Raw genomic sequence first — 22,798 nt, 5'->3', positions numbered from 1 at the left:
GGGACGTCGTCCCGTGCGCAGGACGTTGTCCAAGACGCTGAGATCGCCCCTCGGGTTGCCCCCCGGCAGTGTGCGCGATGATGGACGCATCCGCCTCTTCATTCTTCCTTCTCCCGGAGGACACCCGGAAAGGTCTCTCATGGCACCGCGCATCCTGCTGGCCCGGCACGGACAGACGGAATGGTCCCGGCTCGGGAAGCACACCGGCAGGACGGACGTCCCCCTCCTCGAAGAGGGCCGACGCGGCGCCAAGCTGCTCGGTGAACGCCTCCACCGGCCGCCCCTGGACGGGCTCCCCGGTGTCGAGGTCCGCACCAGCCCCCTCTCACGCGCGCGGGAGACCTGCGAACTGGCCGGGTTCGGCGAGCGCGCGACCGAGTGGGACACGCTCATGGAGGTCGACTACGGGGCGTACGAAGGGCTCACCCCCGCCGACATCCACTCCGTGCGGCCCGGCTGGCTCATGTGGCGCGACGGCGTCCCCGAGGGGGAGACCCTCCAGGAGCTCACCGCGCGCGCGGACGAGGTGGTGACCTGGGCGCGGAGCGAGGAGCGCGATGTGCTGGTCTTCGCCCACGGCCACATCCTGCGCTCCATAGCCGCCCGCTGGCTCGGCCAGGGCATCGGCTTCGCCGCCCGCGTCCGCCTCAACCCGACCTCCCTGTCGGTCCTCGGCTGGGCCTACGGGGACCCGGCGATCGAGTCGTGGAACGACACGGGGCACCTGGCCGGCTGATCAGCGGTCCGCGGTCACTGGGCGGAGGTACGGGCGACCCCCGCGTGCCGCTCCAGGAACGCCGACACGCCCGCGGCGCGGCGGTGCGGCAGCAGCACCCGGGCCGTCCCCGCGAGCATCTGCTGGACCCGGGAGGACTGGACCTCGTCGAGCAGGTCGAGGACCCGCATCCCGGCCGCCGCGGCCTCGTCGGGCCGCCCCCCGCGCGCGAGGTCGTCGGCCAGCTCGGCGGTGTAGAGCGCGATGTTGCGGGTGAAGTGCGGGTTCTGGAGCTGCGCCGCACGCCGCGCGTGCCGGGCCGCCCGGGGCCAGTCGCCGAGCGTGGACCAGCACTGCGCCTCCAGCGCCTCCAGCTCGGCCTCCCCGTAGAAGGTCATCCACTCCGGGTCCGCGTCGGACACCCCCCGCCCGTACAGGGCGTGCGCCCGGGCCAGCGCCTGCTCGCACCCGGTGCGGTCCGCGAGCCCCGCCCAGCCGCCCGCCTCCCGCAGTGCCAGCAGGGACATCAGCCGCGGTGAACCGAGCGGTCGCGCCACCCGCTGCGCGGCCTGCGCCGCCCGTACCGCCTCCCGCGGCCGGCCGGCGTCCCGCGCGAGGAACGCCGTGTTGCAGAACGCGTGCGCCTCCAGTGCCGGGTCGCCCGACATCCGGGCCGTGGCGAGCGCCTCCGCGTAGTGGGAGCGGGCGTCGTCGAAGCGCCCCGAGTCATGGGCCAGCCAGCCCACGGAGATGGCGAGTTCACCGGCCCCCGCGTACAGCCGGTCGGCGCTGGCCTGCCGTGTGGTGCACGCGTCGAGCAGCGCGTACGCGGCCCGCAGCGGCGCCGAGGCCCTGCGGTACAGCCCGTCGGCCCCGTGCCGGTCGTCGAGCAGCCGGATCTTGCGTACGGCCGCTTCGAGGGCGCCCGCCTCCGACGCACCCGCGCGGTGCACGGGACGGCCCGTCGCCGAGGCCGTGCCGGCGAGGGCGAAGGGGCCGAAGGAGGCGGCCGCCATCGCGGCGGTACCCCCGGTCATGAATGCGCGACGCTGCACGTCGCTCTCCTCGTGGTCCTGGTACGTGTGGTGCGTGTCCCGCGGGCCGCGCGCACAGTCCGTGTCGCCCCGCGGGTCCTGCATGTCGTACGTCTCTTGCGTGTCATACGGCTCGTACGTCTCTTCCGTCTCACGCCTCGTGTCAAGCGAGGAGCGCGAGCGGCTCTCGGCGCGAGGGGAGGGCGCCTCCTCGGTGGAGCGCGCCCCCCGGCCGCGTACCTCCGCGCGGGGCGCGAACCCCAGGTCGGTCAGGGTCCGGCCCGGGAACATATGCAGGAACACCCGTTCGTACGCGTAGTTGGGGCAGCGGATCTCTCCTGACTCGACCCGCCCGACGTAGCGCGCGTCACAGCTCACGCGCTCACCGATCTCCTGCGCTGCCCGCCGTACCGCCGCGGCGAACTCGCCCGGCGAACGCTGCCCGCGCAGCTGCCGAAAGGCGAGGTTCGGCCGCTGTGGCCGGGGGGACTGGGATGAGGTCACCGATGACGACGCCATGGTCGGGCCCTCTCTCGCGAACCGTCGAACCGTGCCGGAATCAGAGGAGTTGTCCGCGTCGAGTTGTCCGCGTCCCGGATGGTTGGTTCCTCTGTGTCCGGCGGTGCAAGAACGTACCCGGCCCGCCGGCGCAGCGACGCCAGGTTTGGCTACAAACCGGATATCTCATGCTTGATCTGCCATGAACTGCCATCCTTTGCGGCGCGGTTTCGCCGTAGCCCTTGACGGGCCCGCGCGTTGGGCAACGTGGACCGGGAGCGCCCGAACTCCCGATGCCGCCTGCCGGAAAAGGGGGTTGATACGTGGTGGAGGCCCGGATGAAGAACGTCGAACCCCGTACGCAGATGTCCGACGTACCCGCCGCGGAGCGCTGGCCGACCCCCGAGAACGCCGTTTCGTCCGCGCAGTCGGCCTCCGAGTGCGACCTCGTGACCGTCCCCGCGCGACAGGGCCTGGAGGCCGTCGACATCCTCCGGCGCGGTGCCCTCGACGTGGTCGGGCCCGTCATGACCGTGGGGCCCGTCCTGCACGACGACGCCTGCGACACCCTCGGGTTCGTCGTCCCGCCCGGTACGGCCGACGCGTGGGACGTGCCGGGCAGTACCTGTACCCAGAGCGAGGGGCAGGGCGCGGCGCTGGACTCCGCCGACGGCGCGGACTGGCTGCTGCCGCCGGAGGAAGCCGACCTGGCGACGGATCCGGCGGTGCTGCGGGCGGCACTGGGCGAGGCGGCGCGGTTGATCGAGGCCGCGGACAACTGCCGGTGAGCCCCGCCGGTGCGCGCGCTCTCCCCCCGGGCCGGATAATGGCCGGATGGGCAGGTCCAGGAAGGGGCGGGGACGGGGAGCCGACGTCGTCGTGGAAGCGGTCGACGGGGGGCTCGCCGAGCTGGTGCCGGATCCCGACCGGACGCGGGCCTGGACGCTGCTCGTGGACGGGGCTCCGCAGTCGCACGTCGACCTCGACGATCCCGCGTACCTGTCGTTCGAGTACCAGCGGCGACTCGGGCATGTGATCGATCTCGTCGCCCCGGCCGGGCGGCCCGTGCACGCCGTGCATCTCGGCGGGGGCGCCTTCACGCTCGCGCGGTACGTCGCCGCCACCCGGCCCCGGTCCACCCAGCAGGTCGTCGAGCGCGACGCGGCGCTCGTCCGACTCGTACGGCGAGAGCTGCCGCTGGACCCCAACGCCCGGATACGGGTGCGGTCGGCGGACGCGCGTGAGGGCCTGGCCAGGATGCCGGACGGCTGGGCGGATGTGGTGATCGCGGATGTGTTCAGCGGGGCGCGCACCCCGGCGCATCTGACGTCGACGGAGTTCCTCGCGGACGTACGGCGGGTGGTGAGGCCCGACGGGTGTTACGCCGCCAACGTCGCCGACGGCCCTCCGCTCACCCACCTGCGCGGCCAGATCGCCACCGTCGCCGCCGTCTTCCCCGAACTCGCGCTGCTCGCCGACCCGGCCGTGCTGCGGGGCAGACGATTCGGCAACGCGGTCCTGGTGGCCTCCGGACGGCCGCTGCCCCTCGCCGAACTCACCCGCCGTGCCGCCTCCGACCCGCACCCCGGGCGCGTCGAGCACGGCAGGGCGCTCACCGACTTCACCGGCGGGGCGGTGCCCGTGACCGACGCGGCGGCCGTCGCCTCGCCCGCCCCGCCGCCCTCGGTCTTCCGCTGACCCGAGGCCAGGGCGCGGCAGACGGCGGTCAGAAGTTCTGGACGTCCACGCGGGGCGCGCTGTCGTGCCAGGTGCAGAACACCGACACCCGGTCGGAACCGGCGGCGAAGTCGACCCTGATCCAGGCCTCCGTCTTCCACACCTGCATCGACCAGCCCGAGCCGGGCGTCGCCGAGACGAGGGTCGCGTACGTCTTCGTCAGCGAGAGGACCACCCGGCCGCCCTCGGTGTCGTACGCCTTGACCCGGCCGGAGTCGCCGGACGGGCCGGTGCCCGGACTCGGGCCGGTACGCGGGGACTTCGACGGGGCCGGAGAGGCGTTGCCGGTGCCGCTGCCCGGGCTCCCCTCCCGCTCGGGCCGGCCGGCACCGGGGGAGGGGGCGTCCGGGCGGGCCGTGTCGGAGACCTCCGCGGGCTCTTCCCGGTCCTTCGCGCCGGCGGCGGTGATGGGCAGGGCGCGGGGCGGGTCGTAGGCGGTGCCGGCCATCACCGTGTGGACACCCCACCACGACAGCGTGACCGCCGCGCCCGTGGCGAGCAGCCAGGCCAGTACGTGTAGGAGTCCTCTGCGCATCGCGGCCATCCTGCACCACGAGTCCCGCCCGTGTCGTGGGTGCCGGGGCCCGCCCGGTGCGTGGAGGGCCTGTGGCGGCCGCGTGTGCGGAGGGTGTGGACAAGTTGTCCACAGGCCCCGACCGGCCTCGCTCCGATGGCGTACGGTGCGGCGCATGGCAAGTGTGCTCGTGGTCGAGGACGACCAGTTCGTACGCTCGGCGCTGATCAGGCATCTGACCGACGCCGCACACACCGTGCGCAGCGTCGGTACGGCCCTGGAGGCGCTGCGCGAGGTCGCCCATCACCGTTTCGACGTGGTCGTCCTCGACCTGGGGCTGCCCGATCTGGACGGCTCCGAGGCGCTGAAGATGCTGCGCGGGATCACCGATGTGCCGGTGATCGTCGCCACCGCGCGGGACGACGAGACGGAGATCGTCCGCCTGCTCAACGCGGGCGCGGACGACTATCTGACCAAGCCGTTCTCGGTCGATCACCTGTCCGCCCGGATGGCCGCGGTGCTGCGCCGCGCGCGCGGCCCGGTGGGGGAGCCGCCTCCGTCCACGTCCATCCGCGTCGGCGGTCTCGCCATCGACCCGCTGCGCCGCCAGGCCGAGCTGGACGGCGTACGACTCGACCTGACGCGACGCGAGTTCGACCTCCTCGCGTTCCTCGCCGGCCGGCCCGGCGTGGTCGTCCCCCGCAAGGAACTGCTCGCCGAGGTGTGGCAGCAGTCGTACGGGGACGACCAGACGATAGACGTCCATCTGTCCTGGCTGCGGCGGAAGCTGGGGGAGACCGCGGCGCAGCCGCGTTATCTGCACACCTTGCGGGGCGTCGGGGTGAAGCTGGAGCCGCCGGGGCCGGCGGTGCTGCCATGAGGTGGGCGCTGGTCAAGGTGTGCGTGGCGGTGACCACGATGGTCGTGGTCGCCTTCGCGGTGCCGCTCGGACTGGTCATCAAGGAGATGGCCCGCGACCGTGCCTTCTCGGGCGCCGAGCGGGAGGCGGCGGCCATCGCCCCGGCCCTGTCCATCACCGACGACCGCGAGCAGTTGGAGCGGGTCGTCGCATCGGCGGGCGCGGACGACGGGCTCGCGGTCCACATCCCGGCGGGCGGCGACCGGACCGCCGCGCTCGACCTCGGCAGGCAGCGGGCCTCCGACAAGGACATCGCCACCGTGCGCGAGCTGGGCCGGGCGTCCACCACCGAGGTGGCGGGCGGCTCCACGCTGCTCCAGCCCACCGCGCTCGGTTCGGGTGAGATAGCGGTCGTCGAGGTCTTCGTCCCCGAGGCCGCGGTGAGCAACGGCGTGGCCACCGCCTGGGCGGTGCTCGCCGGGGTGGGCCTCGCCCTGATCGTCGGCTCGGTCGCGGTGGCCGACCGGCTCGGGGTGCGGATGGTCCGGCCCGCGCGGCGGCTGGTGGAGAGCGCCCACGAGCTGGGGGAGGGGCAGTTGGGCGCGCGGGTGCCCGAGGAGGGGCCGAAGGAGCTGCGGCTGGCGGCGGTGGCGTTCAACGCGATGGCCGACCAGGTCGTCCAACTCCTGGCGAACGAGCGGGAGCTGGCGGCCGACCTGTCGCACCGGCTGCGGACGCCGCTGACCGTGCTGCGGCTCAACGCGGCCTCGCTGGGCGACGGGCCGGCCGCCGAGCAGACCCGGGCGGCGGTGGAGCAGCTGGAGCGCGAGGTCGACACCATCATCCGTACGGCGCGGGAGGCCAAGCCGCAGACCGCGGCGGCCGGGCCGGGCGCCGGGTGCGACGCGGCGGAGGTGGTCCGGGAGCGGATGGCGTTCTGGTCGGCGCTCGCGGAGGACGAGGGCCGCAAGTGGCGGGTGGCCGGGGTCGAGCGGCCGGTCCGCATACCCGTCGCCCGGGCCGACCTCGCCGCCGCCCTCGACGCCCTCCTCGGCAATGTCTTCCGGCACACGCCGGAGGGCACCGCCTTCGCCGTCGACGTGCACAACGCCGAGGACGCCGTGATCGTGCTCGTCTCCGACGCGGGCCCCGGCATAGCCGACCCCGAGGCGGCCATGGCCCGCGGACGCGGCTCCGGGCACGACGGCTCGACCGGGCTCGGCCTCGACATCGTGCGCCGCCTCGCGGAGGCGACGGGCGGCGACGTACGCATCGGCTCGTCGGTGCTGGGCGGGACCGAGGTGCGGATCTGGATCCAGCTGGGTGGCCAGGATCGCAAGGGGGCGGCCCGGAAGGGGCACCGGGGGGCGGTGCGGCGACGCAGACAGACCGGGTTGGTCTCGGTGTTCAAGTAGCCGTGCTCCGGGGCGCGCGGCTGCCCGCGGGCTCACGCCGGCGCATGGCGCGGGTCGCCCGGGTCGCCACCGCCGCGTAGGCGATGCCCACGGCGAGGGAGGCGAGGAGAGCGAGGGCGGGGAAGTCGTGCTGGAGGCGCGGGTAGACCTGGAAGTGGGTCAGATAGATGTAGAGGGAACTGCTCGCGAGGAGTCCGGCGAGGCGGTTCACGGGGGCGAGGCTGGGCAGGGTCGGGACCCAGATCAGCAGGGTCAGGCCGGTGATCACCGTGGCGGTGCGCAGCTGTTGGTCCGGCTGGAAGAGGCCGGGCGTGGCGAGCAGCAGGACCGCGGTCAGCAGCACCCGCCGCCGGGCCGTGGTGGCGCGGGCCGCGGCCCAGCCCAGGGCGAAGAGCCAGAAGACCACCGTGGGACCGAGGTGGAAGCGGGCGGGTGCCAGGTCCGCCACGTCGTAGCGTCCGAGGAGACCGATGGCCAGCAGGGCGAGCGGGACGCCGAAGGAGTACCGGCGCTCCAGACGGTCGAGCAGGGGGAAGGCCAGCAACAGGGCGAGGGCGACCAGGAAGTAGAGCAGTGCCTCGATGAACCAGTAGTGCCACTCGTGGCGTTCGGGTCCCTGGTCGACGAGGCTGTTGAGGAGGAGGGCGTTCGCGGGGTCGTAGAGGCCGGTCGCGAGGACCGCCGCGGTGATCCACGCCGCGCTCGGCAGGGCGATCCGGGCGATGCTGCGCCACAGGTGCCGCACTCGCACCCGGTGTTCGGCTTCGGTGAGGTGGAAGCGGGCGAAGTTGTGGCCCGCGACACCGATGAGGATGTGGGCGGCGCCCTGGAGGGTGAAGAGCTGGATGTGCGAGCCGACGATCAGGACGATGCCGACGGCGCGCAGGGCGATGCCGGTCTCCAGGGTGCGGCGTATGCCGCCGCGGTTGGCGGCGGGCCGCATCTCGGTCCGGGTCGGGGCCGAGGCCGCCCCTGGGGCCAGGTCGCGGATCGGGAGGGTGTGCCAGTCGGACGGGAGGGCGCCGAGAGCCTCTTCCAGGCGCAGCGACATCTCGACGTAGCAGAGGGAGTCGCCGCCCAGGCCGACGAAGGTGCTGTCGTCGGTGACGTCGGTGCGGTCGAGGATCTCCCCGTAGAGGGCGCGCAGTTCGGCCGTGCAGTGCCGGTCGCGTGCCGCGGGCCGGCCGGCTGAGGGGTGCTCGTCGGCCGGGGTGTCCCCGGTGCTCGCGGTGCGCCCGCCGAGCGGGGGGTGTGCGGTCACTGCCGTGGCCGTGGCCGTGGCCGTGGCCGTCGGTGTCGGCGAGGCCGTCGGCGGGGTCCGCGTGGCGGGCGGCGCCGTCGGGTCCGGCGAAGGTGCCGTGGCGGAGGGTGGTGCGGTCGGGCGGGTCAGGCTGCGGACGGCCGCGTAGTCGGGCTTGCCGGTGGGCAGGCGGGGGAGGTCCGCCTCGGGGAGCGCGCGCAGGCGCACCGCTCGGGGCGGGAGGCCGCAGGAGGCCGCTGCCAGGCGCCGCAGGCGGGGTTCGTCGGCGGCGGTTCCGGCCGCGGTGATCGCCAACTCGTCGCCGTCGCCCGCGCAGTACGCCTTCACGCCGTGTCGCTCCAGCACTGCCTCGACGCGCTGCGGGTCGATGCGCAGGCCGAGGATCTTCGCGAAGCGGCTGCGGCGGCCGACGATCTCGTACAGGCCGTCGGGGGCCCGCCGGGCGAGGTCGCCGGTGTGGAGTTCGGTGAGGGTGCGGCCGAGGGAGAGGTCGGCGGGGCTCTCGGCGTAGCCGAGCATCACGTTGGGGCCCGAGTACACCAGCTCGCCCACCTCGGGTCCGTGGCTCTCCTCGTCCGTGGCCGGGCTCCTGTCCCGGGCGTGGCCGGGTCCGGGGGCGTGGTCGTCGTCGAGCGGGCGCAGGCGGAAGGAGCCGCCCGGGATGGGGATGCCGACGGCCTCCGGCCGGGTGGCCGCGAGGTGGGGCGGCAGGTAGGCCATCCTGGCCGTGGCCTCGGTCTGCCCGTACATGACGAACAGGTCCCAGCCGCGACGGCGCCCCAGCTCGGCGTAGCGCGCGACGCGCTCGGGTGCGAGCCGGCCACCGGCCTGGGTGATCCGGCGCAGTCGGGGCAGCTCCATCCGGTCGAAGCCGATCCGGTCGAGCAGGTCGAAGGTGTACGGCACACCGGCGAGCGAGGTGGCGCGGGCGGCGCGGAACTCGGTCCAGAAGGCGTCCTCGGTGACCGACCGCTCCGTGAGGAGCAGCCCGGCGCCGCGCAGCAGATGGCTGTGGATGACGGACAGGCCGTAGCAGTAGTGCATCGGGAGGGTGGTGGCCGCCCGGTCGGTGTCGGTGATGCCGAGGTACGTGGCGATGGACTCCGCGTTGGCCTGCACGTTCTCGTGCGAGAGCCGGACGAGCTTGGGTGAGCCCGTCGAGCCCGAGGTGCTCAGCAGGAGGGCGAGGTCCGGGTGGAGGGTGTGGGCGGTGCCGCAGTGGCGCTCGTCGAGCGTCCAGGCGCCGTCGGCGCCGGTGCGGGCCACCACGTCGGGCGCGTACGCGGCGATGAGGGACGCGATGCCGTCCTCGCTGTCGCCGGGCACCAGCAGCACGGGGTGGCCGGCGGAGAGAGCGGCCAGATGGGTGACCAGCGCCTCGGTGCGGTTGGCCCCGGCCACCAGCACCAGTCGCCGCACGCGCCCGAGTCGCTCGGCGGTGGCGGCGACGCGCTCGGCGAGGGCGCGGTAGGTGACCGCACCGGTCGGGGTGTGCAGGGCGACACGGTCGCCGTGGGCGGCTAGGCCGCGGGCGAAGGGCACCCCGCGCGGCCGCAGCTGCGGCCCCGGGAGCAGGACCGGGGCGGCCGGGGCGGTACGGGAGGGCAGGGCGACGGACGGGGCCCGGACGGGGCCGGAGGAGTGGATCACGGGGCGCGGCCTTTCCGGATCAGCGTCCGCGGGAAGCACACGCCCCTTGACGCTTAGGCAAGCTTTACCTTATTCATAGCATGTTCACAGTTGGCCAAAAAGCGTCAGTTCGCCCTCGCCGACCGAGGCCGCGGTGGGCGGTACATCGGCGAGTCGCGCAGGAAAGGCATACATATGCGACGCCCTCTGGGTAGCCGGATCTTCGTGCTCGTCGCGGCCGGTCTGCTGCTTCCCGCCCTCGCCGCCTGCGGCTCCGACGGCAAGGACGGGGGCGGGTCGGGTGACGGGGGCGACACCCTCGTCATCTACTCCGGTCGCAACGAGAAGCTGGTCAAGCCGATCCTGGACAAGCTGGAGAAGGCCGTGGGCGCCGATGTCGAGGTGCGCTACGGCGACAGCGCCGAGCTGGCGGCGCAGATCCTGGAGGAGGGCGACCGCACCAAGGCCGGGCTGTTCTTCTCCCAGGACGCCGGCGCGCTCGGCGCGCTCTCCCGTGAGGGCATGCTGGCGAAGCTGCCGCAGGCCACCCTCGACAAGGTCGACAAGGCCTACCGGAGCGGCGAGGGTGACTGGGTCGGCCTGTCGGGGCGCGTCCGTGTCATCGCGTACAACCCGGACCGGGTGAGCGCGGACGAGGTCCCGGACAGTGTCCACGACGTGGTGAAGCCCGAGTGGAAGGGCAGGGTCGGCTTCGCGCCCACCAACGCCTCCTTCCAGGCGTTCGTCACCGGGATGCGCGTCCTGGAGGGCGACGACGCGGCCCGGAAGTGGCTGGAGGACCTCAAGGCCAACGGGGCCAAGACCTACACCAACAACCTCGCCACCCTCGACGCAGTGGAGGCCGGCGAGGTCTCCCTGGGCCTCGTCAACCACTACTACTGGTACGAGCGGGTCGCCGAGAAGGGCGAGGACGGCGTCGACGCCAAGCTGCACTTCCTGCCCGGCAAGGACCCCGGCTCGCTCATCAACGTGGCCGGCGCCGGTGTCCTCGCCGCCGACTCCGAGCAGACCGCGACCGCGCGGAAGGCCGTGGACTACCTGCTGTCCAAGGAGGCGCAGACCTACTTCGCGGACACGACGAAGGAGTACCCGCTGGCCGCGGGCGTCACCAGCTCCGTCGAGGGGCTGCCGCCGTTCGAGTCGCTCCAGTCGCCCGACATCGACCTCGGCAAGCTGGAGTCCCTCCAGGAGACCCTGGCGATGCTCCAGGACGTCGGGCTGGTCTGACCGTCCGTGAACCCCTCGCAGACCGCCTCGCGCACGCAGGCCGCCCCCCGTCCGGCGGAGGCGGCCGGCTTCGCCGGACGCGGGGCGGAACGCAGGCCGCCGCTGGTCCTCCTGGTCCCCGCCTGCGTTGCCGCCCTCTTCGCCCTGCTCCCGCTCGGCTACCTCGCCGTCCGCGCGCTCGAACGCGGCCCCGCCTTCGCCTGGGAGGTCGTCGCCGACCAGCGGACGCTGGACCTCCTCGGGCGCAGCCTGGGCCTGACCGCCGTGGTCGTCGCGGCATGCGTGGTCCTCGGTGTCTCGCTGGCCTGGCTGACGGTGCGTACGGCGCTGCCTGGCGCCCGCTTCTGGTCGGTCGCCGCGACGCTGCCGCTGGCCGTGCCCAGCTATGTCGCGGCCTTCACCTGGCTGTCGGCGGAACCGGACCTCGCCGGTTTCGGCGGGGCCGCGCTTTCGCTGACCCTGGTCAGCTTCCCGTATGTGCTGCTGCCCGTCGCGGCGGCGCTCAGGGGCATCGACCCGGCGCAGGAGGAGGCCGCGCGCTCCCTCGGGCACGGTCCGTTCCGCACGTTCCTCCGGGTCACCCTGCCGCAGCTGCGTCCCGCGGCGGCGGGCGGGGCCCTGCTCGTCGCGCTGTACGTGCTCTCGGACTTCGGCGCCGTCTCGCTCATGCGGTACGACACCTTCACCCGGGCCATCCACACCTCGTACCGGGCCTCCTTCGACCGCACCCCCGCCGCCGCGCTCAGCGTCGTCCTGGTGCTGATGACTGTGGCCCTGGTCGCCGCCGAGGCGCGGACCCGCGGCCGGGCCGGGCACGCCAGGACCGGCGGCGGCACCGCCCGCCCCGCGGCGCCCGTGGCGCTCGGCCGCTGGAAGCCGCTCGCCCTGCTGTGGTGCGGCGCGGTCGTCGCCGTGGCCGTCGCCTTCCCGCTCGGCACCCTGGGCTACTGGCTCGCGGTCGGCTCCTCCGCAACCTGGGACCTCGGCGGCCTCACCGAGACGGCCTGGGCCACGCTCGGCGTCGCCGCGGCGGGCGCCGCCCTCACCACGCTCCTCGCCCTGCCCGTCGGCGTGATCGCCGCCCGGCACCGGGGGCGCGGGGCACAGCTGCTGGAACAGGCCGCCTACGCGGGGCACGCGCTCCCCGGCATCACGGTCGCCCTGTCCCTGGTCTTCTTCGCCGTCCGCTACGCCTACCCGCTCTACCAGCGGCTGCCGCTGCTGGTGTGCGCGTACGCCGTCCTCTTCCTCCCGGTCGCGGTGGCCGCCACCCGCGCCGCCGTGCTCCAGGCCCCGCCCGTCCTGGAGGACGTGGCCCGCTCGCTCGGCCGCCGGCCCTGGCAGGTGCTCCGCGAGATCACCGTCCCGCTGGCCGCGCCCGGGGTCGCCGCCGGGGCCGCGCTGACCTTCGTCGTTTGCATGAAGGAACTCCCGGCGACCCTGCTCCTGCGTCCCACCGGCATGGACACGCTCGCCACCCGCCTCTGGACCGAGACCGGAGCGGGTTCCTTCGCGGCGGCCGCCCCCTACGCCGCCGCGCTCATCCTGTTGGCCGCCGTGCCTTCGTACCTGCTGGGGAGGCACCGATCATGAACGAGTCACACACGAACGCGCCGGGCACGCACGGGTCCGTCACCGACGAAGAGCACACGATCGAACAAGAACCGTCACAGCGGCCGGTGAAGGACACCCGCGCAAACGAGCCGCACGCGAACCCGTCGCACACGGACGACCCGGACGGCAACGCGCCCCCGGACGGCAACGCGCTCCACGTGGAGGGACTCACGAAGTCCTACGGGGCCGGCCACGAGCCCGTCCTGCGCGACCTCCGGCTCACCGTCCCGTCGGGCGCGCTGGCGGCCGTCCTCGGCCCCTCGGGAGGCGGCAAGACCACCCTCCTGCGGATCGTCGCCGGGTTCCTGCGGGCCGACACGGGCACCGTCCGGCTCGGCGGACGGACCCTGGCCGGGCCCGGTGTCCATGTGCCGCCGGAGCGGCGCCGCATCGGGATCGTGCCCCAGGAGGGCGCCCTCTTCCCCCACCTGAGCGTGGCCCGGAACGTGGCCTTCGGGCTGACCGGGCTGCCCCGGGGCGAACGGCGGCGCCGCACCGGCGAACTCCTGGAACTCGTCGGCCTCGCCGGATACGGCGACCGGATGCCGCACGAACTCTCCGGCGGTCAGCAGCAGCGCGTGGCCCTCGCCCGGGCCCTCGCGCCGCGGCCCCAGCTCGTCCTGCTGGACGAGCCGTTCAACGCCCTCGACAGCGCCCTCAGAGCGGGCGTACGGGCCGACGTGCGGACCGCGCTGCGGGCGACCGGGGCCACGGCCGTCCTCGTCACCCACGACCAGCAGGAGGCCCTCTCCACGGCCGACCTCGTCGCCGTCGTCCGGGACGGCCGGGTCGCCCAGTGCGACACCCCGCAGGACCTCTACCGCCGTCCGGCCGACCCCTGGGTCGCGGCCTTCGTCGGCGACGCGGTGCTGCTGCCCGCCACCGTCGGCGGCGACGGCAGGGCCCGCACCCCGCTCGGTACCGTCCCGCTCGCCGCTCCGGCGCGACCGCCGGGCGCGGGCACCCTGCTGCTCCGCCCGGAACAGCTCCGGCTCACCGCCCCGGCAGCAGAGGGCGCCGTGCGGGGCACGGTCACCGACGTGTGCTTCTACGGCCACGACGCCATGGTCACCGTGGCCGTCGACGGCCACGAGACCCCGGTCGGCATCCGCGTCGCGGGCCCGCTGCCGGTGCGGCCGGGCGACACCACCGGCGTGCGTGTCACGGGAGAGGCGATCCTGCACCCGGCCGGCTGACCGAACCGTCCGTGCGGGGCCGTCCGTGCCGGGCCGCTCGCGCGGGGGCCGTCCGTGCCGGATCGCCCGGGTGGGACAGCCGTGCCGGACCGTGCCCGTGACGGGTCCTGTGCGGTCCCCGCACACCCAAATATGTGTATATGGCAACTAGTGAGAAAGCTCACCTGTGTGACGGTCACGTTTCGACGAACAGGGATTACGTTTCAACAAAGGGGGACAAGAAGGCTTGACGCGCGACCTGGCATAGGGCTGTTATGGCGACCACCATGTTCGGTCAAGTTGGTTTCTGGTTGATTTCGATCAGTAGCCGGCGAGGGCCTCTTGATGACCGAACCTTGTCCCCAGGGAGCCGTTCATGCATCTCACACCTTCCGGTCTCTCCGTGCCCGGTACGAGCCGCCGCACCGTGCTGCGCGGCATAGGCGGGGCCGCGGCGCTCGGCGCGGGCATCCCGCTGCTCAGCGCCTGCGGCGGCAGTGGCGGCTCGGCCACTGACTCGAAGACCGTCTCGCTCGGCTCCAACGCCTCGGACGCGGTGCCGAAGAAGGCGTTCGCGGAGATCTACGCCGACTTCGCCAAGAAGTCCGGCATCAAGGTCGACGTGAACACCAAGGACCACAACACGTTCCAGGAGCAGATCAACTCCTACCTGCAGGGCACGCCGGACGACGTGTTCCACTGGTTCGCGGGCTACCGGATGCAGTTCTTCGCCTCCAAGGGGCTGGCCAGCCCGATCGACGACGTCTGGAAGACGATCGGCGGGAACTTCCCCGAGGCGATGAAGAAGCTGAGCCAGGGCGAGGACGGCAAGTCCTACTTCGTCCCGCTGTACACGTACCCCTGGGCGCTCTTCTACCGCAAGAGCGTCTTCCAGGAGAAGGGCTACGAGGTTCCCACCACGTGGGACCAGCTCATCGCGCTGTGCAAGCAGATGAAGAAGGACGGCCTCGTCCCGATCGCCTTCGGTGACAAGGACGCCTGGCCGGCGATGGGCACCTTCGACCAGATCAACTTCCGTGCCAACGGCTACGACTTCCACGTCGAGCTGATGGCGGGCAAGGTCTCCTGGACGGACGCCAAGGTCCGCAAGACGTTCGACCTGTGGACCGAGCTGCTGCCGTACCACCAGGAGGGTGCGGTCGGCCGCACCTGGCAGGACGCGGCGCAGACGCTGGTGTCGAAGAAGGCGGGCATGTACCTGCTGGGCTCGTTCGTGGGCCAGCAGTTCACCAACAAGGCCGACCTGGACGACCTGGACTTCTTCGCCTTCCCGGAGATCGACCCGGCGTACGGCCAGGACACCGTCGAGGCCCCGACCGACGGCTTCATGATGAGCAAGAGCCCGAAGAACAAGGCCGGCGCGGTCAAGCTCCTGGAGTTCCTCGGCACCCCCGAGGCGGAGGAGATCTACCTCAAGGCCGACCCGAACGTGGTGGCCGCCTCCACCAAGGCCGACACCTCCTCGTACACGCCGCTGCAGAAGAAGGCGTACGAGATGATCTCCGGCGCGAAGAGCCTGACGCAGTTCATGGACCGCGACAGCCGCCCGGACTTCACCTCCACGGTCATGCAGCCGTCGCTGCAGAAGTTCATCCGTGACCCCAAGGGCGTCGACAGCCTGCTCTCGTCGATCGAGCGCCAGAAGAAGACGATCTTCGCGTCCTGACGGCCGACCGTCCCGACGGCCGCCCCACGACCGCCTGTGCGGTCGCCGGCGGCCGTCGGGGCGGCTGCCCCCCAGGACCGTCCGTCCTCAAGACCGTCCTCACGACTGGATGACCGACAGACATGACGACCTCACCCACCAAGAGCCCGGAAGCGCCCGCGCCGCCTCCGGGCTCCACCCCTGCCGCGAAGGCGGCCACCAAGGTGCCCCAGGGGCACAAGCGCCTGCTCACCGGCCGTGACCGGGTCACGCTGGGCCTGATGGCGGGCCTGCCCACGTTCCTGCACGTCGCCCTCGTCTGGGTGACCGCGCTGGCCTCGATCGCGCTGGCCTTCACCACCTGGGACGGCATCGGCTTCGACTCCATCAAGTGGGTCGGGCTGCACAACTTCAGGGAACTGTTCACCAACAACCCGCAGTTCTGGCCCGCCGTCGAGCACAACATCGTGTGGTTCGTGGCGCTGATCCTGATCCCGACGCCGCTGGGACTGTTCCTCGCGGTGCAGCTGGACAAGCAGATCCGCTTCAGCCGCGTGTACCAGACCGCGTTCTTCCTGCCCGTCGTGATGTCGCTCGCGGTCATCGGCTTCGTGTGGCAGCTGGTCTACAACCCCGACACGGGGCTGATCAACAGCATCATCGGCGCCAACAAGCCCGGCCACTACATCGACTGGATCGGCGACCCGGACCTCAACCTCTGGGCCATCCTCATCGCCGCCTCCTGGCGCCACGCCGGCTACATGATGATCCTGTACCTGGCAGGCCTGAAGAGCGTCGACCCGTCCCTGCGGGAGGCCTCCGCCCTCGACGGCGCCAACGAGTGGCAGACCTTCAAGAACGTCATCTTCCCGACGCTGCGCCCGACGAACACGGTCGTCCTGGTCGTCACCATCATCGAGGCCCTGCGCGCCTTCGACCTCGTCTTCGTCTTCAACAAGGGCGCCGAGGGCACGGAGCTGCTGTCGATCCTGGTCACCAACAACATCATCGGCGAGTCCAGCCGGATCGGATACGGCTCGGCCATCGCCGTCGTCCTGCTGGTGATCTCCCTCGCCGTGATCATCCCCTACCTGATCGCGACCTTCCGGAAGGAGCGGCGCGCATGAGCACCACCGTCGCGACCGGCGCTCTGAAGAAGCGCACTCCCGTCCGCCCCGCCCGGGTCCTGCTGCACGTCTTCCTCGCCGGCGCGGCACTGGCGTGGCTGGCGCCCCTGCTGTGGGCGCTCTACGCGGCGATGCGCCCGTACGGCGAGACCAGCGAGAAGGGCTATGTCTCCTGGCCCGACAAGCTCAGCCTCGAGAACTTCACGAACGCGTTCACCCAGTCGGAGATGACGCACTACTTCGTGAACACGCTGATCATCGCCGTGCCCGCGGTGCTGCTGACGCTGTTCCTGTCGTCGATGGTCGCGTTCTACGTCAGCCGCTTCGACTTCCGCGTCAACCTCTTCCTGCTGCTGGTCTTCACCGCGGGCAACCTGCTCCCGCAGCAGGTCATCATCACCCCGCTGTACCGCCTGTACCTGCTCATCGACATCCCCGGCATCACGATGAGCGGCAAGCTCTACGACTCCGCGCTCGGTCTGGTCCTCATCCACGTGGCCTTCCAGTCCGGCTTCTGCGCCTTCGTGCTGAGCAACTACATGCGCTCCCTGCCGCACGAGCTGACCGAGGCCGCGCTCGTCGACGGCGCCTCCGTGTGGCGCCTGTACTGGCAGATCGTGCTGCCGCTGTGCAAGCCCGCGATGGCCGCCCTGGCGACGTTGCTGTCCATCTGGATCTACAACGACTTCTTCTGGGCCCTGGTGCTGATCTCCACCGGTGAGAACATGCCGATCACCTCGGCGCTGAACAACCTCTCCGGCCAGTACTTCACCGACCCGAACCTGGTCGCCGCCGGCGCCCTGCTCACCGCCATCCCGACGCTGGTCGTGTACTTCGCGCTCCAGCGTCAGTTCGTCAGCGGTCTGACGCTCGGCGCCAACAAGGGCTGACACCGGCCCCGTTCGAAAGAGAACTCCCCGACCCATGAGCACCCTGAACGTCCCCGGCATCGCGTACGGCGGCGACTACAACCCCGAGCAGTGGCCCGAGGAGGTCTGGCACGAGGACGTACGCCTCATGCGCGAGGCCGGCGTCACCATGGTGAGCGTCAACATCTTCTCGTGGGCGCTGCTGGAGCCCCGCGAGGGCGAGTACGACTTCTCCCGCCTGGACCGCATCCTGGCCCTGCTCCACGAGAACGGCATCGCGGCCGACCTGGCCACCCCGACGGCGGCGCCCCCGGCGTGGTTCTTCCGCGCCCACCCGGAGGCGCTGCCGGTGGACAAGGACGGCCGCACGCTGTCGTACGGCAGCCGCCAGACGTTCTGCCCGTCGAGCCCCGCGTACCGCGAGGCGGCCCTGCGGATGGCCGGCGAGCTGGCCCGCCGCTACGCGGACCACCCGGCGGTGGTCATGTGGCACGTCCACAACGAGTACGGCTGCCACAACGGCGAGTGCTACTGCGACACGAGCGCGGCCGCGTTCCGCGTCTGGCTGCGCGAGAAGTACGGCGACGACCTGGCGGCGCTGAACGACGCCTGGGGCACGACGTTCTGGAGCCAGTGGTACTACGACTGGGACGAGATCATCCCGCCCCGCGCCACCGGTGCCGTGCCCAACCCGACGCACCAGCTGGACTGGCGCCGCTTCTGCAGCGACGCGCTGCTGTCCCTGCTGAAGGCGGAGCGCGAGGTACTGCGGGGCGCGGCCCCCGAGGTGCCCGCCACCACCAACTTCATGGTGATGTACAACTTCGACAAGCTGGACTACTGGCGCTGGGCCCCCGAGCTGGACATCGTCTCCAACGACCACTACCTCCAGTCCACGGACCCCGAGTCGGAGATCGACATCGCGCTCAGCGGCGACCTGGTCCGCTCGCTCGCGGGCGGCCGCCCCTGGCTGCTGATGGAGCACTCCACGGGCGCGGTCAACTGGCAGCCGGTCAACCGCGCCAAGACGGCGGGCGAGCTGCGCCGCAACGCGCTCTCCCATGTGGCGCGCGGCGCCGACGGCATCGCCTACTTCCAGTGGCGGGCCGCCAAGGCGGGCGCCGAGCAGTGGCACTCGGCGATGCTCCCGCACGCGGGCACCGACAGCCGGATCTGGCGGGACGTGGTCGGACTGGGCGCGGACCTGAAGGCGCTGGCGGAGGTACGCGGCAGCACCGGCACGGCCGAGGTGGCGGTCGTCTGGGACTGGGACGCGTGGTGGGCCGTCGAACTCCCCTCCCAGCCGAGCGGTGAGCTGCGATTCCAGGACCTGGTGCGGGCCTGGTACGAGCCGCTGTGGCGCTCCGGCGTGGCGGTGGACTTCGTCCGCCCCGACGCGGACCTGTCGGCGTACAAGCTCGTGCTCGCGCCGAGCCTGTACCTGGTGGACGACGAGGGCGCGGCGAACCTCACCGGCTTCGCGGAGCGGGGCGGCACGCTGGCCGTCGGGTTCCACAGCGGGGCGGTCGACGAGAACTGCCACATCCGCCTCGGCGGCTACCCGGGGGCGTTCCGTGAGGCGCTGGGCGTCCACACGGACGAGGTCTTCCCGCTGCTGCCGGACGAGTCGGTCGAGCTGACCGGCCTGGGCGAGGGCGCCCGGGGTGCCCTGTGGTCCGAGCGGGTCGCCCTGCGGGGCGCCGAGCCGGTCGCCACGTTCGCCTCCGGCCCGCTGGCCGGGGTCCCGGCGGTGACCCGCCACACGTACGGCACGGGCACGACCTGGTACGTGGCGACCCGCCCCGACCCGGCGGCCCTCGCGTCCCTGCTGGACCGCATCCGCGAGGAGGCGGGCGTCCGCCCGGTCCGCACGACCCCGAGCACGGTCGAGGCGGCCCTGCGCCGCGGCCCCGAGGCCGACTACGTCTTCCTGATCAACCACGGGGAGGCGGAGGCCGAGGTGGAGGTGGCCCCGAACGCCGTCGACCTCCTGACGGGCAGCCCCGTCCCCACCGGCTCACTGAAGCTGGCGGCGGGGGATGTGGCGGTGGTACGGGAACCGCGCTGACGGTGGCGACCTGCTTGGGGCGCCCGTACGAGCACGACTTCGGAGTCGGTGCCCGTGCGGGCGCCCGGCGTTTTCTTCCCTCTACGGATATACTGATTCATCTTTTGGATATCCAGGAGGTTCCCCGTGGCCAAGACACTGATCGACATCGATGAGGATCTGCTGGCGGAGGCCGCCATAGCGTTCGGGACCAGGACGAAGAAGGACACCGTCAACGCGGCGCTCAGGGACGGTGTGGAACGCAAGAAGCGGGCGCTCGCACTGGCCCGGCTGGCGGCGAAGGCGGACGCGGGTGACTTCGACGTGCTGTTGGACAAGGAGACGTACCGTCGGTGAGCACCGCCTCCTACCTCATCGACACCAGCGCCCTGGTCCGCATCCTGAGGCGCCCGGCCCGTTCCGTCTGGGAGAGGCCCCTGGAGGAAGGGCTGATCGCGCGCTGCCCCCTCGCCGAGGTCGAGTTCCTCTACAGCGCGAAGAACGCGGAGGACCGGGCGGAACTGGTCCACGATCTCGACGCGCTGTTCGGCTGGACGCCCCTGGACGAGCGGGCCGTCACGCGCGCGTGGGACGTGCAGCGGGAGCTCACCGAGAAGGGGCGGCACCGCAGTGCGGGCGCGGGGGATCTGCTCGTGGCCGCGACCGCCGAGCTACAGGGCCTGACGATGCTCCACTACGACCACGACTTCGAGACGATCGCCTCGGTCACCGGTCAGCCGACGCAGTGGCTCGCGGCGCCGGGCAGTCTCTGAAAGCCCTGGTGAAACGTGACAACCCCGAGGGGCGCGGTGCTCCCCTAATGGCACCGCGCCCCTTGCCCCCGTTCCCCCCGGAGGGTTTCCCCTGCCCTCCGTTCGTGGCCGGGGGCTTCGCGGCCCCCGGTGTCGGTGTTACGCCGTGGGTGCCGCCAGCGGCGGGAGGGCGCCCGTCTTCGCCGCCTGGGAGTACCAGAGCGCGCTGGACTTGGGCGTGCGGGTGAGCGTCGCGTAGTCGACGTAGACCGCGCCGAAGCGCTTGCCGTAGCCGTAGGCCCACTCGAAGTTGTCCAGGAGGGACCACAGGTAGTAGCCGCGGACGTCCGCGCCCTCGGCGATGGCGCGGCGCACGGCGCGCAGGTGGCCGTGGAGGTAGGCGATGCGCTCGGGGTCGTGGACGCGGCCGTCCGCGTCCATCTTGTCGTCGTAGGCCGCGCCGTTCTCCGTGACGTACAGCGGCAGTCCGGGCGCCTCACGGGTGTACCGCATGATCAGCTCGTGCAGGCCGGACGGGTCGATGGTCCAGCCCATCTCCGTACGCTCGCCCGGCGTCTGGTGGAACAGCACGTCGTCCGCGCCCGGCCAGGGCGAGTGGTCGCTCGTGCCGTGGCCGTCCGCCCGCGGCCCGGCCATGTCCGCCGACGCCGCGCCCACCAGCGTGGGCGTGTAGTAGTTCAGCCCCAGCGCGTCCAGCGGCTGGTGGGCCGTCGCCACGTCGCCGTCCTGCACGAACGCCCAGTCCGTCAGCTGCGACGTCGCCGCGAACAGCGACTCCGGGTACGCCCCGTGCAGCATCGGCCCGTGGAAGACCCCGTTCGCCAGGTCGTCGATCTTCCGGACCGCCGCCAGGTCCTCCGGGGTGTTCGACAGGGGCCGGACGACCGACGAGTTCAGGCTCACCGCAACCGAGTTGCGCGCCGGCATCACCGAGCGCAGCGCCACCGTGCCGAGACCGTGCGCCAGGTTCAGGTGGTGGGCCGCGCGCAGCGACGCCACCGGGTCCGTACGGCCCGGCGCGTGCACCCCGGAGCCGTACCCCAGGAACGCGCTGCACCACGGCTCGTTCAGCGTGATCCACTGCTCGACCCGGTCACCGAGCGCCTCGCCCACGATCCGCGCGTACTCGGCGAAGCGGTACGCGGTCTCGCGCTCCGGCCAGCCGCCCGCGTCCTCCAGCTCCTGGGGCAGGTCCCAGTGGTAGAGCGTGACGGCCGGCTTGATGTTCTTCGCCAGCAGTTCGTCCACCAGCCTGCGGTAGAAGTCCAGGCCACGCTGGATCGCCGGGCCCCGGCCCGTCGGCTGCACCCGCGACCAGGAGATCGAGAAGCGGTACGACGAGAGGCCCAGGTCCGCCATCAGCGCCACGTCGTCGCGGTAGCGGTGGTAGTGGTCGACAGCGATGTCACCGTTCTCGCCACCGGCCGTCTTGCCCGGGGTGTGGCTGAAGGTGTCCCAGATGGAGGGCGTGCGGCCGTCCTCCCGCACCGCCCCCTCGATCTGGTACGCGGACGTCGCCGCGCCCCAGAGGAAGGCGGGAGGAAAGGTCACTGGCGTCGTGGGCTCAGGCATGGAAGCGCTCCCATTGGTGGTCGATCAGACCGACGATGTGGGTGGGGGGAAGGTGGATCGGAGGGGAGGAAGGGGCCGGGGCGGCGGTGGCCCGGCCCCCACGGACACGAACGGATGACGCGGGGGGTCAGCCCTTCACCGCGCCCTGCATGATGCCCCCGACGATCTGCTTGCCGAAGATCGCGAAGACCAGGAGCAGCGGCAGCGTGCTGAGCAGCGCGCCCGCCATGATCAGGGCCTGGTCGGGGGTGTAGCCGCGGCCCAGACCGGCGACCGCGACCTGCACGGTCGGGTTGCCCAGCTGGGTCAGCACGAGGAACGGCCAGAGGAAGTCGTTCCAGGTCTGGACGAACATCAGCATGCCCAGCACGGCCATCGCGGGCCGCGCGGCGGGGAAGACGACGTGCCAGACCACCCGCCAGCTGCTCGCGCCGTCGACGCGGGCCGCCTCGATGATCTCGTCGGGCAGGGCCTGGAGCAGGTACTGCCGCATGAAGAACACACCGAACGCGCTCACCAGCGACGGCAGGATGACCGCCTGGAGCTGGTCCGTCCAGTCGAGCTTGGCGACCATCATGTACAGCGGGATCACCTGGAGCTGCGGCGGCACCATCATCGTGCCGATCACGATCAGCATCAGCGCGCCGCGGCCCTTGAACTTCAGCTTGGCGAAGGCGAACCCGGCGATCGTCGACAGGAAGACGATGGTCAGCGAGGAGACGCCCGCCACGATCGTGGTGTTGAGGAACGCCTCGCCCAGGTTGGCGTCCTTCCAGGCCACTTCGATCTTGTCGAAGAGGTTCGCGCCGAACCAGAACGGCGGCGGGGTCTCCGCCAGCCGCGCGTTGTCCCGGGAGGCGGCGACCGCCGTCCAGAACAGCGGGAACAGCGAGATCAGGGTGAACGCGATGAGGATGATGTAGGCGACCGGCCCGGCGTGGTGCTGACCGCCCGCCCGCGCCGCCTTCGGTCCGCGCCTGCGCCTGCCGTTCTCCGGCGGCTCGGGCGCCGCGTCGGCCGGGGGTTTGGTGATTGTCGTCGTCAC

Annotated in this window: 19 protein-coding genes; 14 read left to right on the top strand and 5 right to left on the bottom strand. The window is 72.2% G+C overall.

Annotation, left to right across the window (positions count from 1 at the left end):
* The first annotated feature begins 139 nt into the window (after positions 1-139).
* Entirely contained in the window at positions 140-736 is a 597-nt protein-coding gene (locus AC067N_RS08310; RefSeq protein ID WP_478678092.1) for a histidine phosphatase family protein, read from the top strand.
* 14 nt (positions 737-750) lie between these two features.
* Here AC067N_RS08310 and AC067N_RS08305 read toward each other — a convergent pair whose 3' ends face one another.
* Positions 751-2,268, bottom strand: a complete 1,518-nt coding sequence (locus AC067N_RS08305) for a hypothetical protein (RefSeq protein WP_478678091.1) — start codon at positions 2,266-2,268, stop codon at positions 751-753.
* A 317-nt stretch (positions 2,269-2,585) separates the two neighbouring features.
* Between AC067N_RS08305 and AC067N_RS08300 the strand changes: the two genes are divergently transcribed.
* Positions 2,586-3,035: a hypothetical protein gene (locus tag AC067N_RS08300; protein ID WP_478678090.1), complete on the top strand. Its 450-nt coding sequence runs from the start codon at positions 2,586-2,588 to the stop codon at positions 3,033-3,035.
* Positions 3,036-3,081: 46 nt separating this feature from the next.
* A complete protein-coding gene (locus AC067N_RS08295) occupies positions 3,082-3,945 on the top strand; it encodes a spermidine synthase (protein WP_478678089.1) in 864 nt (287 codons plus the stop codon).
* A gap of 28 nt (positions 3,946-3,973) precedes the next feature.
* Here the strand turns inward: AC067N_RS08295 and AC067N_RS08290 are convergent, their stop codons facing one another.
* Positions 3,974-4,528: a hypothetical protein gene (locus AC067N_RS08290; protein ID WP_478678088.1), complete on the bottom strand. Its 555-nt coding sequence runs from the start codon at positions 4,526-4,528 to the stop codon at positions 3,974-3,976.
* Between the two features lie 145 nt (positions 4,529-4,673).
* On the opposite strand from AC067N_RS08290, the gene AC067N_RS08285 reads away from it, so the two are divergent.
* Together AC067N_RS08285 and AC067N_RS08280 are read left to right on the top strand one after the other, a co-directional pair.
* The gene (locus AC067N_RS08285; protein WP_478678087.1) at positions 4,674-5,378 is read left to right on the top strand and encodes a response regulator transcription factor; all 705 of its coding nucleotides are present in this window, start codon (positions 4,674-4,676) and stop codon (positions 5,376-5,378) included.
* Positions 5,375-6,772 (top strand): sensor histidine kinase, encoded by a 1,398-nt coding sequence (locus AC067N_RS08280; protein ID WP_478678086.1) that lies wholly within the window; start codon positions 5,375-5,377, stop codon positions 6,770-6,772. The genes AC067N_RS08285 and AC067N_RS08280 overlap by 4 nt, the downstream gene beginning before the upstream one ends.
* Here AC067N_RS08280 and AC067N_RS08275 read toward each other — a convergent pair.
* The gene (locus tag AC067N_RS08275) at positions 6,765-9,575 is read right to left on the bottom strand and encodes a non-ribosomal peptide synthetase (protein WP_478678300.1); all 2,811 of its coding nucleotides are present in this window, start codon (positions 9,573-9,575) and stop codon (positions 6,765-6,767) included. The genes AC067N_RS08280 and AC067N_RS08275 overlap by 8 nt on opposite strands.
* Positions 9,576-9,857: 282 nt before the next feature.
* Between AC067N_RS08275 and AC067N_RS08270 the strand changes: the two genes are divergently transcribed.
* The 9 genes from AC067N_RS08270 to AC067N_RS08230 all read left to right on the top strand — a co-directional run bounded on the left by AC067N_RS08270 (position 9,858) and on the right by AC067N_RS08230 (position 20,181).
* A complete protein-coding gene (locus AC067N_RS08270) occupies positions 9,858-10,910 on the top strand; it encodes an iron ABC transporter substrate-binding protein (protein WP_478678085.1) in 1,053 nt (350 codons plus the stop codon).
* 6 nt (positions 10,911-10,916) lie between these two features.
* Entirely contained in the window at positions 10,917-12,503 is a 1,587-nt protein-coding gene (locus tag AC067N_RS08265; RefSeq protein ID WP_478678084.1) for an ABC transporter permease, read from the top strand.
* Positions 12,500-13,720, top strand: a complete 1,221-nt coding sequence (locus tag AC067N_RS08260) for an ABC transporter ATP-binding protein (RefSeq protein WP_478678083.1) — start codon at positions 12,500-12,502, stop codon at positions 13,718-13,720. Before AC067N_RS08265 ends, AC067N_RS08260 begins: the two co-directional genes overlap by 4 nt.
* Before the next feature lie 355 nt (positions 13,721-14,075).
* A complete protein-coding gene (locus tag AC067N_RS08255) occupies positions 14,076-15,386 on the top strand; it encodes an ABC transporter substrate-binding protein (protein WP_478678082.1) in 1,311 nt (436 codons plus the stop codon).
* A gap of 122 nt (positions 15,387-15,508) precedes the next feature.
* The gene (locus AC067N_RS08250; protein ID WP_478678081.1) at positions 15,509-16,492 is read left to right on the top strand and encodes a carbohydrate ABC transporter permease; all 984 of its coding nucleotides are present in this window, start codon (positions 15,509-15,511) and stop codon (positions 16,490-16,492) included.
* A complete protein-coding gene (locus AC067N_RS08245; protein ID WP_478678080.1) occupies positions 16,489-17,382 on the top strand; it encodes a carbohydrate ABC transporter permease in 894 nt (297 codons plus the stop codon). Before AC067N_RS08250 ends, AC067N_RS08245 begins: the two co-directional genes overlap by 4 nt.
* Before the next feature lie 34 nt (positions 17,383-17,416).
* Entirely contained in the window at positions 17,417-19,429 is a 2,013-nt protein-coding gene (locus AC067N_RS08240; RefSeq protein ID WP_478678079.1) for a beta-galactosidase, read from the top strand.
* Between the two features lie 126 nt (positions 19,430-19,555).
* Positions 19,556-19,765: a type II toxin-antitoxin system VapB family antitoxin gene (locus AC067N_RS08235; RefSeq protein WP_468499316.1), complete on the top strand. Its 210-nt coding sequence runs from the start codon at positions 19,556-19,558 to the stop codon at positions 19,763-19,765.
* On the top strand, positions 19,762-20,181 hold the full coding sequence (locus tag AC067N_RS08230) for a PIN domain-containing protein (protein ID WP_478678078.1): 420 nt from the start codon (positions 19,762-19,764) through the stop codon (positions 20,179-20,181). The genes AC067N_RS08235 and AC067N_RS08230 overlap by 4 nt, the downstream gene beginning before the upstream one ends.
* A gap of 138 nt (positions 20,182-20,319) precedes the next feature.
* Here AC067N_RS08230 and AC067N_RS08225 read toward each other — a convergent pair whose 3' ends face one another.
* On the bottom strand, positions 20,320-21,753 hold the full coding sequence (locus AC067N_RS08225; RefSeq protein ID WP_478678077.1) for a GH1 family beta-glucosidase: 1,434 nt from the start codon (positions 21,751-21,753) through the stop codon (positions 20,320-20,322).
* Between the two features lie 127 nt (positions 21,754-21,880).
* The gene (locus AC067N_RS08220; RefSeq protein WP_478678076.1) at positions 21,881-22,798 is read right to left on the bottom strand and encodes a carbohydrate ABC transporter permease; all 918 of its coding nucleotides are present in this window, start codon (positions 22,796-22,798) and stop codon (positions 21,881-21,883) included.

The sequence above is a fragment of the Streptomyces sp. NPDC042364 genome (genome assembly GCF_056437585.1).
Note: the sequence above shows the minus strand (reverse complement) of the source record. Positions and strands in the feature narration are given on the sequence as shown.

Coding starts and splice junctions, on each gene's coding strand:
- AC067N_RS08310 (WP_478678092.1), top strand. CDS start 140: ATGGCACCGCGCATCCTGCTGGCCCGGCACGGACAGACGGAATGGTCC.
- AC067N_RS08305 (WP_478678091.1), bottom strand. CDS start 2,268: ATGGCGTCGTCATCGGTGACCTCATCCCAGTCCCCCCGGCCACAGCGG.
- AC067N_RS08300 (WP_478678090.1), top strand. CDS start 2,586: ATGAAGAACGTCGAACCCCGTACGCAGATGTCCGACGTACCCGCCGCG.
- AC067N_RS08295 (WP_478678089.1), top strand. CDS start 3,082: ATGGGCAGGTCCAGGAAGGGGCGGGGACGGGGAGCCGACGTCGTCGTG.
- AC067N_RS08290 (WP_478678088.1), bottom strand. CDS start 4,528: ATGGCCGCGATGCGCAGAGGACTCCTACACGTACTGGCCTGGCTGCTC.
- AC067N_RS08285 (WP_478678087.1), top strand. CDS start 4,674: ATGGCAAGTGTGCTCGTGGTCGAGGACGACCAGTTCGTACGCTCGGCG.
- AC067N_RS08280 (WP_478678086.1), top strand. CDS start 5,375: ATGAGGTGGGCGCTGGTCAAGGTGTGCGTGGCGGTGACCACGATGGTC.
- AC067N_RS08270 (WP_478678085.1), top strand. CDS start 9,858: ATGCGACGCCCTCTGGGTAGCCGGATCTTCGTGCTCGTCGCGGCCGGT.
- AC067N_RS08260 (WP_478678083.1), top strand. CDS start 12,500: ATGAACGAGTCACACACGAACGCGCCGGGCACGCACGGGTCCGTCACC.
- AC067N_RS08255 (WP_478678082.1), top strand. CDS start 14,076: ATGCATCTCACACCTTCCGGTCTCTCCGTGCCCGGTACGAGCCGCCGC.
- AC067N_RS08250 (WP_478678081.1), top strand. CDS start 15,509: ATGACGACCTCACCCACCAAGAGCCCGGAAGCGCCCGCGCCGCCTCCG.
- AC067N_RS08245 (WP_478678080.1), top strand. CDS start 16,489: ATGAGCACCACCGTCGCGACCGGCGCTCTGAAGAAGCGCACTCCCGTC.
- AC067N_RS08240 (WP_478678079.1), top strand. CDS start 17,417: ATGAGCACCCTGAACGTCCCCGGCATCGCGTACGGCGGCGACTACAAC.
- AC067N_RS08225 (WP_478678077.1), bottom strand. CDS start 21,753: ATGCCTGAGCCCACGACGCCAGTGACCTTTCCTCCCGCCTTCCTCTGG.